Raw genomic sequence first — 14,281 nt, 5'->3', positions numbered from 1 at the left:
CGTGTGATGTGTACATGAGCAAACTCACTGCCCAGTTGTTATCCGAATGTTTAAGCAAGGGAGAGGTATTCTTCGTAGATCGCATAAAGCGGAGCGGGCAATTTTTACCACCTACTTTTTTTGCTCTATTCCACGCCAACTATCGATCCTCTCACCTACCCTGTAAGCCGCTTCCAACTCTGTGCATCCGCTCTCCTGCATCAATGCCCACCGTTCGGCTTTTTCCTCCGGCTCCGTCATGGCCAGCGCGAGATAGAGGCTAGGCGGTACGGCGCGAAACAGCGTTTCGAGCTTCTTCGATAGCACGACCCCTTCGGTGTATTTACCTGGTTCCTTGCTGGCGGAAAGCAACAAGGCCTTTTGCGCTGGCGTGAGCTTCTTGAAGCGGGCGATCTCCTCTATCTCCGCTGGCGGCATGTTCAAGCAAATCCACCACTCAATCATGTTGAGCATGGTCTGCGCGGCAGCTGGAAAGTCAGCAAGGTTCTGGGTTGCCAGCCAGAACCATGCGCCAAGCTTGCGCCACATCTTCGTGCCCTTGATCACGAAGGGCGCCAGCAGCGGGTTTTTGGTGATGATATGGCCCTCATCGGTGACCATGATAATCGGTCGGCCCAGGTACTGGTCGCGCTCGGCGAGGTTGTTCACGGTGTTCATCAGGCTGATGTAGCTAATGGACATCTGGGCTTCGTAGCCTTCGCGAGCGTACGTGGCGAGATCGACAATGGTCACATCGCTCTCGGGCCAAGGCGTGCCCTCGCGATCGAACAGTGCACCCTCGAAACCCTGGCAAAAAAGGTCGATGGACTCACCCATTTCCTGGGCACGCTCGCGGCGTTTCTCCGGCAAGTGCGTGTCAGCGGCGACTTGCAGCAAGGCGTCGCGCACGTCGCGGGTCAGGACCTGGCGACCCGCCGCGACACAGGACTGCGCCGCATCCAGAATGCATTCGCGGATCAAGCTGCGATCGGCTCGACTCAGGCGCGCCTCTTCCTTGGCCTCGCCGCCAGTGATCATCAGTCGGGCGGTGATTTCCAGTTCACCGAGAACATCGCGCTGGTCCTCGCGACTGGCTACCGCCTCCTCGTCCCACTCATCGATCGACAGACTTGCCACCTGATCCGGCTGCTCGACCAGGCGCCAGGCATCGGCAAAGGGCGCAAGGCTGACCGAGGCGCCAGGTTTCAATTGGACCTTGTTGACTGACAGACCCTGTGTCGCGAAGTAGTCGCCCTGCAAGCCGAAGGAGTTGCCGGCCTCGGCGATAAACAGGCGAGGGCGGTACACCGCCATGACCTGCATCAGCAGGGTGACCAGGGTCGCCGACTTGCCGGCACCGGTGGGGCCGAACAACAGCAGGTGACCGTTCATGGCCCGGTCCAGGCGTGATAGAGGGTCGAAGCTCAGTGGCGAACCACCGCGGTTGAACAGGGTGATGCCCGGGTGGCCTGTGCCCGTGCTGCGGCCCCACACCGGAACCAGGTTCGCCAGGTGCTGGGCGAACATCAGGCGCGTGTACCAGTTGCGCGTGTCGCGGGCCGGGTTGTAGGCCATCGGCAACCAACGCAGGTAGCTGTTGCAGGCAGCGACTTCATCGCCTTCGCGTACCGGCTGCAGCCCCGCACCCAGCAGCGCGTTGGCAAGGCTGACCGAGCGCTGGTGCAGTTGCTGTTCATCGTGACCGCGCACGTAAAATGCCAGGGTTCCGCGGTACAGCTTGTGCTGACGACCGATGATCGCGCGGGCTTCTTCGACATCTTGACGGGTCTGGGTCGAGGCCAGGTTTTCACCGATGGCTTTGCGCGCCAGGCGGTTCAACTGATCCTCGAGTACATCCTGTGGTTTGACCACCAAGGTCAGACTCATCACCGTACCTTCGGGTAACTGGTCGAACAGGGCATTCACCGCGTCGCCCTTGCGGGTTTCTCCGGTGAGTTGACCAATCGATGGGGCCCGGCGCAGTTTGTCCACCACCATGACCCGGTGGGGCTGATCATCGAAAAACCAGAGTCCGTGCTGCAGATCCGAACGCGGTTCGTTGAAGAACAGCCGCTCGGCGAAGTCGTGGTCGAAGGGCAGTTCCAGCGACTCACCGTCGCCCGACTCCGGATAGGTCACGCGGCGATAGAACTCCTCGGGCGCTTCATCGGTGAGACTGGGGGCCGGATTGAACCAGGGCAATAACCAGGCATACAGACCTCGACCATCGACTCGCATCGATTGCACCCCGCACGCCTGCAACGAAGCACCGACCCGTTCGCAAGCCTGTTGCAGGGATTGCACCGGGGTGAGTCCCGTCTCCTCGCCGTCAGACTCAAGCCAGCGATAGACCACCAGGCGCACCCGGCGGTTGTTTCCGCGCCAGGGCAGGCGCGTGACGGCCTTGTCCTCGAACAGACCGCCGGGCTTGGCGATGGCCTTCAGATGTCGGCGAGTAAGTTCCAGGTACGCTTCGGTGAACACCGTGCCTCGCACGCTGTCCTGAATATAATTGGTGAGCCGGGTCAGGTAGGGCGTGAAGTCGTTGTCGTCCTGGCAAAAAAACTGCGCCACCCAAGGGGCTTGATCCAGCTCGTCAAAACTATCCTGCAGGGCATCCTCGAGGGCATCGCGGGCCGCCATCAGCCAATCGGGTTCGCGCCCTTCGGTGCCGATGGGCAGCAACTCGAATACTGCACCCACCGAGCGATTGTCATCGAGCAGAAAACACTGCTCGGTGTCGAGGTACTCGACCCAAGGCAGGTGATCGGTGAAGCTGGGGTTGTGTGCATAGAGTGTGGCGTCATCGGCCAAGGTGGCGCGAGAGCGCAATGGATTGCGCCAGGCTTTCCACGCAGGAGTAGGGGGCCCCGAATCGCCGGTACGCACTACAAGTCTTCCTGACGTTCACCCGGCAATGCGTACTGCACACGCTGGTAGAACGGAAAGACGGTCGAGTAACCCGGGACCGGTGCCTGCTCGGTACCACTCAAATGCGGATACACGTACAGCACCAGATCGGGATTGGGCAGGCGAGGGAACAGGCTGCGGATCTCGTTCGCTGCGGTGCGCGTGTACGGTTCTTGGAGAGAGGCGGAGAAATCTGCCTGGGCCAGCGGACGGCGTAACTGCCGCCGAGCATCCAGCAGTTGCTGCTGAGTGCCTTGCGAACCGGCACCGTTCCAGATGTCCAGCATGCTTTGCTCGCCATGGGGCAGCAGCGTCTCCTTGTCGGTGGAGCACCCCGCCAGGACCCAGCAGAACACGCTAATCCAGATCAGGCAGGGAGGCATGGTCTTTTTCATGGCGAACGCTCCGGCCCTTGGGCTCGTAGTCGATGGTGATCTCATGGTCGAGGTGCAGCGCGACCTGTGCGGCCGGTGGTACGTATACGGCGGCAAAGGCTTCGCCATACAGTTTGTTGACCCACTCGCGGATGTCGCTGACCCCGCCACTGAGAATTGAATTCAGTGCGCTGTTGCCCGTGCTGTTGGTAACCCCGAGCGTACTGCCGCCCGAACTGATCACACTGCTGTTGTTCTGCTCATCCCCGAGCAAGGCGGCGACACCGGCGCCGGCCGCCGTGATGAGGCTCTGGCTGCCGAGGTATTGTTGGGCGTTCGAGCGACGTTCGCCGGCAATGCAAGGAATGCCATACGGATCGGAAAGGTAACCGAGTCCACCACGAATCTTGTCGGTGTTCGAACTCTGGGTGGTGGAGGCATTGCGGCCGGCGACCGCCTTCGGCTGAGGCACCGTACGGATGGTGCCATCGGTAAACACAAAGGTGATTGACTCGACCTGACCACGCACGCAGGACAGGGTCCAGTCACCGGACGCCGTGCCGCTCATCACAGCACCCGCGACGTCCGGCAGGTCGATGCCGTTGGCCGTCAGATTCTCCGGACCGACCAGCACCTTGAAGGGATAGGGATCATTCACGGTGCCGTCCACTGGGACTCGGCCAATCAGCGCGGTCATGGCAACTGAGCCCATCAATGTTGCGTTTTCGGGAATGGTGTAGACCGGCTTCGCGCCTTCGGTACGATCAGCGGATCGTGTCGGGTCACGCTCGCCCTGGGTGACTGCACGTAGCTGTTTCTGGCTGCGATCAATAGCGTTATCTTTCAAGCCTTCCAGTGAGTTGAAGGCGGTAGGGAGACTCAATGCGGGGGAAGTCTTGGTTTTGCCTCGGGCGTCGGTGGACGGAGCATCCGAGGGTTCAATCCACTGCAGCGCATCATTGGCAGAGTGCTGCCCTTCAAACTGAGCACCGTCGCCGGGCTCAAGCCCCAATCCGATCGGCATGTCTTTGCCTTTGCCGGTCAGTCCCGACAACTGGTCCTGCAATTGCTTCAGCAGACCACGGGCCTGGCGACTGTCTTGTTCAGCCTTGAGTCTTGCTTCGTTGGCTTGACGGCGGCCTTCGTCGACCTGCTGGGTTACGCTGCCAAGCGCCGTCTGGATACGCGAATCGACACTGTTTTCCCGCACGCGTAGGCGGTTGTTCTCCGTCTGCAGTGAATCGTTGTGTTTCTTCAAACCGAGCATGTCGCTGCGCATGGCCTTCACCTGCCCGACCAGGGTGGCGACCGTGTCGCGTGGGGTATCGCCCGCAATGCCGAGCGACTTGGCTTGCTCGGCGGATAACTGAATATTGCCCTGATCAACTGGGTGCTCTGGAGAGGGCGTGCTGCCACCCGCGACCCAGCTTTTCAGGATGATCAACACCACGGCCAGCAGCGCAGCCGGTACCAGCCATTTGAGCAATACGTTAGCCTTCATCGTCTGCACCTCGCGCAACGGGCGGGAGCAGTACGGCTTGCTCGAGGCCGGCACCGCGGGTGACGAGGTAGGTAATCGTGGTGTCTTCCGCACTGCCGACAGGCCCGAGGAAAGCATGCTGGAAGGTCGCGGCGAACAGCTTGGCCTGAAGCTGGCGCGGATCGAGTTGCACTATTTCTGAACCACGATTGCGCAACTTCACCGCCGTCACCCAGTAATCACCGAGTCGCCAGGCGGCGATGGGCGTGCAGGACACGTTTTCGGTCGGCAGCAGGGTTGCCAGTTCGGTGCGCAGCTTGAGCGGGACGCGGCGTACACCAGTCAGGGACTCCACGGTGCGCAGCGGCGCGTACAGGCTTTGCGCGGCGTAGCGCGTCAAAGCGACCGGGATCGGTGTGCGTTCTGGAACAGGGACGGCGCTAGATTCAGCCTCGGTAGCTTGCACCTGAGCATTCTTGAGAATACGCACGGGCTCCAGCGATTGATCACCAGGCGTGGCTGCGATATCCAGCAGGATGATTTCACCCGTCGCGACCGATTGCAGTTGCAGTCGGGTCGGTGCAATGGCTTCCGACGCGCGCAGGTACAGCGTGCCACCAGTTGATTGCACGCGCAGCTTACCTGTCAGGGTTGAGGGCACGCCGACTCGAACATCCTCATCGAAAAAAACCACTCGTTCCTGATTGATCACCAGAGGGACCGCGAGGGGTAGGCGTTCCCAGTGCATCAGCTCGACGGCCTGCGCTGCAGCTCCCCATAGCATCAGTGCGACGGTGAGTCCCAGGGTAGACATCCGCTTCATGGCTCACCTCCAGGCAGGGAGATTTTTTGCGGTGTGCCCTGATAACAATCCAGTGCCAGCCCCCATTTATTGCGCTCGGGATCCTGGTCGAAACGCACTACGCGTAATGGATAACGCACCACCACCCGTTTCACCGGTTCCGCGGCGTAATATTCATCGGCATTGAGGTCGAGCTTGACCAACCAGCTGTCGCGGTCGAGTTGCTTGACCCTGAGTTCCGGATCCTCACTGTAACCTCGACCCAGAATTTCGTAGACGCCACGCACCCGCTGGCGCAGTTCGCCGGCGGCCTTGCGGTACTCGTAGTCGCCGTCGAGGAAGGCCTTGCAGGCGGGTGTCAGGTAGGACTGCAAACTATAGATAGCGCGGCGATAATCCTGCTCGCCATCCGAGGGCCAACGGTTGAGCTGACCGAAGATGTACAGGGCAAAGGCATAGACATTCTCTGAGGGGATATCCCACCACTTGCGCGTGCTGCCCGAGCGCAGATCCGGGGGGACATGCACGGTCAGATCGGTCGGTGCCGAGCGCCAGCCGTACCAGAGTCCGGCACAGAGCAGGGTCAGGATCATTACCGCCAGGCGCAGACTGAAGATATGGGCCTGTTGGGCATCCACCTTGTTCCGAAATCGGCTCATGGCTGCCACCGGGACAGGGCAGGACGCAGTCGGCTCGAACGGCGAACCGTCCAGGCGCCGGAGTGGAGGATCAGACTGCCGCGACCCAAGCGCCAACGGCTGGCCAGTACCCATTCGAGCTTGCGGTACAGCCAGGTCTCGGGGCGGGCTCGTTTGGCCCGCCGCAGTAGCGTGCCACCGGCCAATAGCACCACCGTCATGCCCGCGATCATGCCGGTCGGCGCCACTGCAATGGAGGCGGTGGTGATCGCCAGAGGGATGCCCAGCAGCAGACCAATGACTGCGCCAGCGCCGAGCGCTACCCACATCTCATCATTGGTCAAGCCGCGTAACACGGCGGGATCACGGTTGAGTCGCTCCGGCAGAAAGACCAAGGTGCCGTCGGCAAAACGTTCGATAGTGTCGTTCATGCCAACCTCACAAAATCGCGGCGGCCTTGGTCAGAAACCAGATGATGATCACCACCAGCAGGGCGCCGATGCCAACCACCGCGCCGAGGTCTTTCCAGGTCTTACGCTGGTTCTGCACGTCGGCATACACGGTCAGGGAATGCCAAGCCACACCGAGAAAAGCGAGCAGGGCAATCAGCAGGCCGAGCAGGATGCCACCGTCGTAGGCGTAGTTTTTGATCGTCTCGATCAACCCGGATCCTTCGCCACGCGAAGGCGCTTCCATGGTCGGTAGTTCGGCAAAAGCCAGGCTTGGACCGAGTACCAACAGCAGACCGATCAAGCGCTGGCTTGCACGATCACGCAGGTTGTTTTTCAGAGGGGCAAAGTGCTTGAGCATGGCGGCGATCTCCTGGGTTAGGACAGGGTGAAGAACATCAGGACGAGTAGGGCGAGCAAGACGCGCGCGGCACTGCCGCCGAAGGCGCCGAAGCGCACACTGCCGGCCGCCCAACCCCGATAAGCCGTCCACATCACCCAGGCACACCAAAGCAAAGCCAGGACGAGAACCAGGGACAGCCACAGTGTCGAACTGCTCTGCGGTGCGAAGCCGGAGGCGTTTTGGAAAGCGGCGGTCTGAGCGTCGGTCATGCTCATGGCGAGGGCTTCGCGGGCAGTGTGTCGAGACGGTAATCGTCGACCAATTCAATGGGATCGCGAGGTTGGGCGCGGGAGGGGGACAGATAGCCCTGCACGCCCTGGCGAATACGTTGGATGTCCTGAGACAGACGGGGATAGTCGAAGCGATAGCGATCGTCGGGTTCAGCCGTGCTGGCTGCCTCAGCTTGCGTTGCAAGGCGTTCGATAATGTCGAGCTGCTGCTGGACTAGGCTGAGCTGATCCTGCTCATGACCAGATGCGGCATAGCTGCTGCCATCGACGATAGCCAGCGAGAGTAGTAAGCAGCGAAAGACGGTAGTTGGCATGATGCTGGCCCATATGGATCTGGGAGAAGAATCAAGTCAGAGGTCGAATTATTCTGTAAGAAACCTGAGGTCTGATGAATCGCTTTTTCTGGGAAAGGACTGGGGATGTTTACATTACAGCTAATGTGCTCCTTCGATCTTTGGTGGAGAGAGTGATTGAGGCTCTAGGGAAATTCCACTCTCGATGAGTTTCGTTGATAACGATATCGTCACAACCCACTTTCCGTGAACAGCACAGCAGGCTTGCCTGTAAGCTACACAGGAGGCCTCAGTCCAACTCTCTCAGGATCGCTAGCGATTACATACCAATCCTGACAGAGAGCCCCATATGGCCACCGCTACCCGCCGCGCAGCATCCCTTCGCCCTGGACAATTTCGGCACCTGATTCGCGTTGCATCCGTCACGGGCCGAATGCCTGAGCGGGACGTGCTTTTACTTTGGCTTACTCATACAACCGGTATCCGTGTAACCGAGCTGGCCTTGCTGGAGATCGCAGACGTGCTGTACCCGAGTGGCACCATTAAGCCCGAAGTCTACCTGCGTGCCGATATCACGAAGGGCTGTCGACCGCGAAACGTGTACCTGACCCATGCTCGATGCCTTGCCGCCCTGGATGACTGGATAGCGGTGCGATCTCGGCGCCGCTGGGGGCTTTCCGGCACTGGTGAGTATCGAGGGTTGCGGCCTGCATCGAAGCTGGTCACGACACACAAGGGCCAGGCTTTTGAACTGGCCTTCAAGCATCGGGAGCTGGACAGTGGGCCAGAGGTTTACCGGGCGTGCGATTCGCTCCAACAGACCATCAGCAGGCTCTACCGACAGGCCGGTATCAAGCTAGGATCATCCCACAGTGGCAGACGCTCGCTTGCTGCAAAAGTCCTGGCCGCAACCGGCGACGTTGAGACAGTTCAGATCATTCTCGGGCATGCCTGTCTCGACCACAGCAAGCCGTATCTAACTGTTGATATCGAGGTTATCCGCCGCGCTTTCGAGCTTGCACTGGCATAGTGAGATCGGTAACTCTATCCACTAGTCAGCATTAATATGGAAATTCGAATATGCCCATGATGATAGATGCCGAACCGCTGCTGTCTTACTTGGCTGCCGTCGATGAAGCTAACGAGCCTAGGTACGCCTTGGCGAAGGCTTATCGCGAGTTGCCGCAACCCGTGACCCAGGCGCAAACCGACCAGTTCCAGGCGAACTACCAGAAGGCCAGCACTGAATGGGCGAACGCCTGCGGTGTTCTGGCACACTGGCTGGGCGTGGAAGTCGAACGTGCCAAAGCCAAAGGGTTGGGTCTGCTGACTGGACCGAAGGACACCGCCCTGGGCGACTTCACCGGAGTCACACGAGACGGCGGCTAAACTGTGTGGCGCTGGAAGAGTGGAATGCTAAGCAAAGGGGAAAAGACTTCAGGTCGAACACATGCCAACTCTCTCAGAGTTCCAGCAAAAGCTCGAAACTATCATCGGTAGACCAAGCGATCAGAGGCCTTTTGTCTGCGACGGCTCTCCCCTTGATTGTCGAGTTTTCATCGTCGGTCTGAACCCGGCGTCTGCTAGTGAAAGAGACTTTTGGGAGTTCTGGGATTGTGAAAGAGGTTTCGACAAGCGCGCATGGTTTGAGAGCTATCTTGTTGATAGAACGCTACGTCCGCTTAAACCTGGTAAAACTCGTCGAAATCCCATCAGTAACACGCGGCGAGTTCTGGATTGGGTTATATCCTCAGCGGTTGACATTCGCATTCTCGAGACGAACATTTACGCATCGGCGACAGAAGACGCGAAGGACCTTACCTCTAGCATGAGGTGCTCGCGAGCTTTCGATTTCTTAATTGAGACGCTTAAGCCGAGGCTGGTTGTGGCTCACGGTAACGATGCGGGTGATTTTATGCGAGCTAGGCATGCAGGGGTGCAAACCATTGCCGTAAAGCATTTTTCACGGGGGTGGTCTCAACAGGCTGCTCGGGACCTTGGGCTGTCAATTGCTCGCGAGGCATGCACTTCCTAACCATTCACAGAAAAGATCGCTGCACACCCAGGCCCTTAATTGGGCCTTTTGCAGTACTAGGGTGCGGCTTTCGCGTCCGCGATACTGAGACGAAAAAGTCATGGCAGAGATCAGTGCATTAGAGCGGCGCAAGCTCGAAAAACTGCTGGAGATGGGCGACGGGTATGTCCTGAACTTCTCAGATCGCACCTATGCGGAGTTCTTCCTCGACTTCCGTGTCGATATTGACTCCGCTCAGTTCCGGGTAGCTGGTAGCTCCAAGGCCAAGCGGATGCGTACCTTCTGGGACACCGCACCGAACCACACCGTTGGCAAGGTACTCGAAGGGCTGATTGCCTATGGGGTCCAAATTGGGCGGCTTGGTAACAGCAACCCGCTGATAGTAGATGACTGCCGCAAGATCGCTCAGCGCCTGCTGAGCGACCAGCCTGTCGCCGATCTGGAAGCGCTGACGGCGATTGCCGACGAGCGCGATTTCGAGGTGGTGGCCCAGCACGTGCGCGAAGCCATCGAAAAAAATCAACCCGAGGGCGCCCTTGATCGCCTGCATACGTTCGTGAACAAGTTCATCCGGGTCACCTGTGAGCCGCATGGAATAACGATCAGCCGAGACAAGCCGCTGCACAGTGTCTTCGGCGAGTACGTGAAGTCGCTACGTGGGAGTGGCCATCTTGAGTCGGCGATGACGGAACGCATATTGAGGTCCAGTATCTCGGTGCTGGAGGCCTTCAATGATGTGCGCAACAACAAAAGCCTCGCGCATGACAACCCGATCCTGAACTACGACGAGAGCCTGCTTATCTTCAATCACGTGGCAACGTCCATCCGGTTTATCAAGTCGCTGGAAGCGAGAATCAAGGCCAAAAGCCCAGCTCAGAAGACTGACGAGCCCCTGTGGGATGAGACCATACCATTTTGATCCACACACTCAGCATTCCAAACAAATAGGAAATTCAGATGGACTTTACGATGTGGGAATTAATCAAGCGTCTTTTGTCCAGTGCAACCGATCGGCAGAGTTTTCTTCCTGGGAGCGTGGTTGACGCTTATTACCGTGAAGGCAAGGCCGCCGGACTCACCATGGGACCGACGCGCGAAGAGGCCGCCGAGTTCGCAGATTCTATTTCGATTGAGCTTGAAGATATCGGCTTGATAGAAGACGTAGCGAAGACTGATCTGAGCAAAGCGATGGTGGGTTGTAAGCGCCGGACTGCTTTTGGAGATGAGGTCTACCAGGCCTTGCAGGGGCACAATGTGGTTGCTCTCTTTGAGGGGATGCATTGTGAGATCGATGCCGGCGAGATCCGCAGAATCCTCCACCAGCTCAACTCTTGATCATCCACTTATGATCAGCATATACAGCATATACAGCATATACAGCATATACAGCATATACAGCATATACAGCACAAACAGGCGTTTACTACGACGGCAAAATCCAAGCACAAAACTTTGAAAAAGCCTATTCCTTTGCCAGGAGAGCTGCAAATCAGGGGCTTGGCGAGGCATCTATGTTACTCGGAGTACTGTACTACAAAGGCGCGGGCGTGCCGCAGGACTCCGTCATCGCCTTGGCACTTTGTCGCGATGCTTCAGAGAAACTGCTTGCTGCCGTTGGAAGGGGGCAGGCCGTAGACGCGGCGCTCACTGATTCGAGGAAGGCCGTTGGTGCTATCGAAGGTAGGCTAACTGCTGAGCAAAAAAATGAGGCGTCAAAGATTTTGGTGGTGTGGCGCTCAAAGCATCTCCTACCAGGAGATGAGTCTCTTGGTTCGCATAACAATAGCGGCCAGTGATATAGGAAATTTCGATCCACCACCAGCCTCGTTCATGCGGGGCCAGGTCAGTAGAGGACGCCCATTTTCGCGTCCAGAATACAAAGGAGTAAGGCATGTCTAAATGGAAGTCATATCTGCCATTGGCAATCATAATTTTGGTGGGATTTGGTGCAGCCAACATAGCTGACTCTCTCCGCTTCCGTCAGGAAAGCATGGGAATTGGCTGTGCCATTTTCGCGGCAGTTTTCTTCCTCTACAAAGTGTGGTCAGAGCGTCCGACTGCCAAACAGTCCGAAGGTTGAGGAAAATCAATCCGCTGCACCCACCAGCTCGCAGATGCGGGCTGAGGTGCACGAACAGTCCGCTACAGTGCATGAGTGTAAGATCAGATATCAATCTAATATCACGGAAGGCAACTGAATGAAAAACCTCGGCCTGATCGCCTTAGGGCTGTCTTTGAGTAGCGGCGCAATTGGAGATCCACAACAACTGCAAAGTGGAAAGGGGACGATGGGGCTCGCTGATTTATGCGTGCTGTCAGGTATTCCCAATGCACGGCAGCTATCACAATCAGAGGAGGCGGTACTGTCCTTGTACATGAGCACAGGAGTGAGCATTGTCGGGTTTTCCGATGAACAAAAAGCTAAGGAAGGAATGTTCAAAGGTGCCATCAAATTCTGCAAAGATCCTGTAAAAGCGACCGCCGAGGTTCGGGCATTAGTCCTCAAGGACATAGAGAAACTCTAGGTACTCTTGCTGGCGATGACGTTTCGATCAATTGTTAAGGGAACGTTGAATCAATGAACATTGAAAACCGCTACAGCGCAGCCCGCGAAAGATTCTTCGCTGAAAATCCTCGCGCTCTCACTCAGATTGAGTCGGTCAAACCAGCCATAATCGAGGCATGCGGCATGACCGTTGATGAGTACCGTGAACAGCAGCGCCTTGTGGTTTTCGCAGAAGCTGCCCGAAGCCGTGGACTTGAGGTTGATGAGTTCGTGATTCGCTTGGTAGCCGAATCACCGGAGCAAGCTAACGAATGGCGCTTGGATCAACACCGCAAAATCGCCGCAGCGCTTGGTATCGATTGGGATGAGTACAAGCAGCTAAACCGTATCGCTGGATAGGAAAAGGCGACCGGTTTTCCACCGAAACGGCCGATGGCCGAAGGACTAATACGATGGTCGAGATTCAGGTTGTAAACGGGCAAAGCTCGCCGTTTCTTTTCTGTGACGTTTGCGGCGAGCGAATTGAAGACGCTGGTAAAGCAGCAGTCGTCTACGAAAACTTCCGACCAGATAAAGAGCGTTTGAAGCTGCTGCATGTCCACAAAGGCAGCATTGATGGCAGGACTTGTCATCATGAAGCCGAACAGATCATCCGGTCTGGAGGCGGTGAACCCGGTTGGCAGGAATGGAAGCAGTATCTCTGTGATCTGGCTCATAACGTCGCTTTTCCTGCCACGGCGATGGTGACGTACGACAAGTAGACCGAAGCAATGACCTTCGATTCAGCGATGAAGACTTTCATTCGGCCAATTACGATTGCTTGCGACGACGACTATTACCAGTTCATCGGCAGTGGGACGGCCTTTATCTGCCAGTATAGAGGGCAGGTTTTCGTAATTTGTGCCCGTCACACTTGGGAAAATATGGGGATTACGATTGAGAATTTTCGCATATTTATCCCTGGGTATGATTGGGCGCTGCCGTTCGACTATGAAGCCGTTTTTGGCCCTGAAGAGCGTAGTGATCTGAAGGTTCTCCGGGTCGATAGTCAGATCATGGCCAGCAATCCCCCAGCCCAAATGAGAGCGTTCGATTTGAATTCCTTCATATTTCCGGCCGAAGATTTCAAAAAGGGTTCAGTGTTTCTGGCTGTCGGATACCCTCAATGTCGAAGAGAATTTCACTACGATACAAAACGATTTGTGGCTGGCTTGGCAGCGTTCAGTGGCCCCTTGGTGGGGGAGCTTACTGACGCGGTGATTACGATGCGTACTGATTTTGGTCATGTGGATGATATTGATGGTTTGAGTGGATCACCCGTCTTCATATCAGGTGACCCTCACTTATTTGCCGGTGTAGTCATCAGGGCTGGACAAGACGCCGGGCTTATCCATTTCATCCATGGAGCATGTCTCATCCACGCGATGGACGCACTGGTAGAGCTTCCCCCTCGGCTGATGATGAATTGATCCAGGAAATTCTGAGCCATTGTTTTCCTCCGGACAATAAAAAAGCCACCAATAGGCGGCTTGTTTCGCATAAAACTTCAGAATTTCGTATTGCTTGGCGCCTTGACAATAGAACATGGCGAGGTTTCAACGTAGATGGAGCCGGTCATTCCGCTTGTAGTTTCTCTTTTCAGAGTCAAGTTGACACGATCAACGGAAAATTTCTGCTGAAAACTCTTCGATTCACTACGCCAAGTCACCTCTTTAGGTCCAAACGACGCAGGAGATGTAAAGTTAAGCCCTGATCCACTCTTATTGCTTTGCAGGGAGGCCGTTCCGCTTGGTTGATCGACTATAACCAATAAGTCATCAGCTCTTTTATCAAGAGATGGGCAGGACAAATATGTGACACTACCGGCAGCAAAAGATGCCTGAGACGAAACACCAATAACCAGCGCTATCAAAACCTTATGCATCACGATCGCTCCATTATGAATGGCAGCAATCTAACACCAGATCGTGATCGCGACATAGGTGCGCCACAAGCTGAATAAGCTCGGGGAAAATCCCGCCCATTGCACCACAAGCCCAGCCGTCGAACGTTGGGCTAAGCCCGTAAGAGAGGCACGGTTTTCGCGTCCTCACACGATGGAAAAATGCTCATGAGCAAGCGCGTTTGGATCATTGAAGGTTGGCAAGGTCAGGCCTCGATCTGGTCGAAAGAGATTCCGTGT

The 14,281-nt window shown here is 56.8% G+C and carries 20 protein-coding genes; 10 read left to right on the top strand and 10 right to left on the bottom strand.

The window, feature by feature from the left end; translation table 11 throughout:
* Window positions 1-111 precede the first annotated feature (111 nt).
* From J2Y83_RS18890 to J2Y83_RS18850, 9 genes are read right to left on the bottom strand one after another with little or no spacing between them, the layout of a single operon-like run.
* Window positions 112-2,868, bottom strand: a complete 2,757-nt coding sequence (locus J2Y83_RS18890) for a conjugative transfer ATPase (RefSeq protein ID WP_253397461.1) — start codon at window positions 2,866-2,868, stop codon at window positions 112-114.
* Complete coding sequence (locus J2Y83_RS18885; protein WP_253397460.1) at window positions 2,868-3,284, bottom strand: TIGR03751 family conjugal transfer lipoprotein; 417 nt, start codon at window positions 3,282-3,284, stop codon at window positions 2,868-2,870. Before J2Y83_RS18885 ends, J2Y83_RS18890 begins: the two co-directional genes overlap by 1 nt.
* Entirely contained in the window at window positions 3,247-4,764 is a 1,518-nt protein-coding gene (locus tag J2Y83_RS18880) for a TIGR03752 family integrating conjugative element protein (RefSeq protein WP_253397459.1), read from the bottom strand. The genes J2Y83_RS18885 and J2Y83_RS18880 overlap by 38 nt, the downstream gene beginning before the upstream one ends.
* Window positions 4,754-5,566, bottom strand: coding sequence for a TIGR03749 family integrating conjugative element protein (locus J2Y83_RS18875; RefSeq protein WP_253397458.1), 813 nt, complete (start codon window positions 5,564-5,566; stop codon window positions 4,754-4,756). The genes J2Y83_RS18880 and J2Y83_RS18875 overlap by 11 nt, the downstream gene beginning before the upstream one ends.
* A complete protein-coding gene (locus J2Y83_RS18870; RefSeq protein ID WP_007901048.1) occupies window positions 5,563-6,204 on the bottom strand; it encodes a PFL_4703 family integrating conjugative element protein in 642 nt (213 codons plus the stop codon). Before J2Y83_RS18870 ends, J2Y83_RS18875 begins: the two co-directional genes overlap by 4 nt.
* On the bottom strand, window positions 6,201-6,614 hold the full coding sequence (locus J2Y83_RS18865; RefSeq protein ID WP_253397457.1) for a TIGR03750 family conjugal transfer protein: 414 nt from the start codon (window positions 6,612-6,614) through the stop codon (window positions 6,201-6,203). Before J2Y83_RS18865 ends, J2Y83_RS18870 begins: the two co-directional genes overlap by 4 nt.
* 7 nt (window positions 6,615-6,621) lie before the next feature.
* A complete protein-coding gene (locus J2Y83_RS18860; protein WP_253397455.1) occupies window positions 6,622-6,993 on the bottom strand; it encodes a TIGR03745 family integrating conjugative element membrane protein in 372 nt (123 codons plus the stop codon).
* 17 nt (window positions 6,994-7,010) lie between these two features.
* Window positions 7,011-7,250: a TIGR03758 family integrating conjugative element protein gene (locus J2Y83_RS18855; RefSeq protein ID WP_110656613.1), complete on the bottom strand. Its 240-nt coding sequence runs from the start codon at window positions 7,248-7,250 to the stop codon at window positions 7,011-7,013.
* The gene (locus J2Y83_RS18850) at window positions 7,247-7,579 is read right to left on the bottom strand and encodes an RAQPRD family integrative conjugative element protein (protein ID WP_253397453.1); all 333 of its coding nucleotides are present in this window, start codon (window positions 7,577-7,579) and stop codon (window positions 7,247-7,249) included. The genes J2Y83_RS18855 and J2Y83_RS18850 overlap by 4 nt, the downstream gene beginning before the upstream one ends.
* Window positions 7,580-7,907: 328 nt before the next feature.
* On the opposite strand from J2Y83_RS18850, the gene J2Y83_RS18845 reads away from it, so the two are divergent.
* The 10 genes from J2Y83_RS18845 to J2Y83_RS18805 all read left to right on the top strand — a co-directional run bounded on the left by J2Y83_RS18845 (window position 7,908) and on the right by J2Y83_RS18805 (window position 13,568).
* Window positions 7,908-8,588, top strand: a complete 681-nt coding sequence (locus J2Y83_RS18845; protein ID WP_253397451.1) for a site-specific integrase — start codon at window positions 7,908-7,910, stop codon at window positions 8,586-8,588.
* A gap of 50 nt (window positions 8,589-8,638) precedes the next feature.
* A complete protein-coding gene (locus tag J2Y83_RS18840) occupies window positions 8,639-8,947 on the top strand; it encodes a hypothetical protein (RefSeq protein WP_253397449.1) in 309 nt (102 codons plus the stop codon).
* 746 nt (window positions 8,948-9,693) lie between these two features.
* Window positions 9,694-10,512: an abortive infection family protein gene (locus tag J2Y83_RS18835; RefSeq protein WP_253397447.1), complete on the top strand. Its 819-nt coding sequence runs from the start codon at window positions 9,694-9,696 to the stop codon at window positions 10,510-10,512.
* Window positions 10,513-10,550: 38 nt separating this feature from the next.
* Window positions 10,551-10,928, top strand: coding sequence for a hypothetical protein (locus J2Y83_RS18830; RefSeq protein WP_253397445.1), 378 nt, complete (start codon window positions 10,551-10,553; stop codon window positions 10,926-10,928).
* Between the two features lie 176 nt (window positions 10,929-11,104).
* Window positions 11,105-11,389: a hypothetical protein gene (locus J2Y83_RS29695; protein ID WP_367399737.1), complete on the top strand. Its 285-nt coding sequence runs from the start codon at window positions 11,105-11,107 to the stop codon at window positions 11,387-11,389.
* Window positions 11,390-11,484: 95 nt separating this feature from the next.
* Window positions 11,485-11,673 (top strand): hypothetical protein, encoded by a 189-nt coding sequence (locus J2Y83_RS18825; protein ID WP_253397443.1) that lies wholly within the window; start codon window positions 11,485-11,487, stop codon window positions 11,671-11,673.
* Window positions 11,674-11,791: 118 nt separating this feature from the next.
* Window positions 11,792-12,118, top strand: coding sequence for a hypothetical protein (locus J2Y83_RS18820; protein ID WP_253397441.1), 327 nt, complete (start codon window positions 11,792-11,794; stop codon window positions 12,116-12,118).
* Between the two features lie 53 nt (window positions 12,119-12,171).
* A complete protein-coding gene (locus tag J2Y83_RS18815; protein WP_253397439.1) occupies window positions 12,172-12,498 on the top strand; it encodes a DUF6388 family protein in 327 nt (108 codons plus the stop codon).
* Between the two features lie 53 nt (window positions 12,499-12,551).
* Window positions 12,552-12,860, top strand: coding sequence for a hypothetical protein (locus J2Y83_RS18810; protein ID WP_253397437.1), 309 nt, complete (start codon window positions 12,552-12,554; stop codon window positions 12,858-12,860).
* A gap of 9 nt (window positions 12,861-12,869) precedes the next feature.
* Complete coding sequence (locus tag J2Y83_RS18805) at window positions 12,870-13,568, top strand: hypothetical protein (RefSeq protein ID WP_253397435.1); 699 nt, start codon at window positions 12,870-12,872, stop codon at window positions 13,566-13,568.
* Between the two features lie 77 nt (window positions 13,569-13,645).
* On the opposite strand, the gene J2Y83_RS18800 is transcribed toward J2Y83_RS18805, so the two are convergent.
* On the bottom strand, window positions 13,646-14,023 hold the full coding sequence (locus J2Y83_RS18800) for a hypothetical protein (RefSeq protein WP_253397433.1): 378 nt from the start codon (window positions 14,021-14,023) through the stop codon (window positions 13,646-13,648).
* Window positions 14,024-14,281: the final 258 nt, after the last annotated feature.

Origin of the sequence: Pseudomonas marginalis, assembly GCF_024169655.1 — a bacterium.
Classification (GTDB): Bacteria; Pseudomonadota; Gammaproteobacteria; order Pseudomonadales; family Pseudomonadaceae; genus Aquipseudomonas; species Aquipseudomonas paraveronii.
This window is presented reverse-complemented; position numbering and strand designations above follow the sequence as displayed.

What these genes read in the sequence shown, in the direction of transcription:
- J2Y83_RS18885 (WP_253397460.1), bottom strand. Translation starts at nt 3,284, where the DNA reads ATGAAAAAGACCATGCCTCCCTGCCTGATCTGGATTAGCGTGTTCTGC.
- J2Y83_RS18880 (WP_253397459.1), bottom strand. Translation starts at nt 4,764, where the DNA reads ATGAAGGCTAACGTATTGCTCAAATGGCTGGTACCGGCTGCGCTGCTG.
- J2Y83_RS18875 (WP_253397458.1), bottom strand. Translation starts at nt 5,566, where the DNA reads ATGAAGCGGATGTCTACCCTGGGACTCACCGTCGCACTGATGCTATGG.
- J2Y83_RS18870 (WP_007901048.1), bottom strand. Translation starts at nt 6,204, where the DNA reads ATGAGCCGATTTCGGAACAAGGTGGATGCCCAACAGGCCCATATCTTC.
- J2Y83_RS18865 (WP_253397457.1), bottom strand. Translation starts at nt 6,614, where the DNA reads ATGAACGACACTATCGAACGTTTTGCCGACGGCACCTTGGTCTTTCTG.
- J2Y83_RS18860 (WP_253397455.1), bottom strand. Translation starts at nt 6,993, where the DNA reads ATGCTCAAGCACTTTGCCCCTCTGAAAAACAACCTGCGTGATCGTGCA.
- J2Y83_RS18855 (WP_110656613.1), bottom strand. Translation starts at nt 7,250, where the DNA reads ATGAGCATGACCGACGCTCAGACCGCCGCTTTCCAAAACGCCTCCGGC.
- J2Y83_RS18850 (WP_253397453.1), bottom strand. Translation starts at nt 7,579, where the DNA reads ATGCCAACTACCGTCTTTCGCTGCTTACTACTCTCGCTGGCTATCGTC.
- J2Y83_RS18845 (WP_253397451.1), top strand. Translation starts at nt 7,908, where the DNA reads ATGGCCACCGCTACCCGCCGCGCAGCATCCCTTCGCCCTGGACAATTT.
- J2Y83_RS18840 (WP_253397449.1), top strand. Translation starts at nt 8,639, where the DNA reads ATGCCCATGATGATAGATGCCGAACCGCTGCTGTCTTACTTGGCTGCC.
- J2Y83_RS18835 (WP_253397447.1), top strand. Translation starts at nt 9,694, where the DNA reads ATGGCAGAGATCAGTGCATTAGAGCGGCGCAAGCTCGAAAAACTGCTG.
- J2Y83_RS18830 (WP_253397445.1), top strand. Translation starts at nt 10,551, where the DNA reads ATGGACTTTACGATGTGGGAATTAATCAAGCGTCTTTTGTCCAGTGCA.
- J2Y83_RS29695 (WP_367399737.1), top strand. Translation starts at nt 11,105, where the DNA reads ATGTTACTCGGAGTACTGTACTACAAAGGCGCGGGCGTGCCGCAGGAC.
- J2Y83_RS18825 (WP_253397443.1), top strand. Translation starts at nt 11,485, where the DNA reads ATGTCTAAATGGAAGTCATATCTGCCATTGGCAATCATAATTTTGGTG.
- J2Y83_RS18820 (WP_253397441.1), top strand. Translation starts at nt 11,792, where the DNA reads ATGAAAAACCTCGGCCTGATCGCCTTAGGGCTGTCTTTGAGTAGCGGC.
- J2Y83_RS18815 (WP_253397439.1), top strand. Translation starts at nt 12,172, where the DNA reads ATGAACATTGAAAACCGCTACAGCGCAGCCCGCGAAAGATTCTTCGCT.
- J2Y83_RS18810 (WP_253397437.1), top strand. Translation starts at nt 12,552, where the DNA reads ATGGTCGAGATTCAGGTTGTAAACGGGCAAAGCTCGCCGTTTCTTTTC.
- J2Y83_RS18805 (WP_253397435.1), top strand. Translation starts at nt 12,870, where the DNA reads ATGACCTTCGATTCAGCGATGAAGACTTTCATTCGGCCAATTACGATT.
- J2Y83_RS18800 (WP_253397433.1), bottom strand. Translation starts at nt 14,023, where the DNA reads ATGCATAAGGTTTTGATAGCGCTGGTTATTGGTGTTTCGTCTCAGGCA.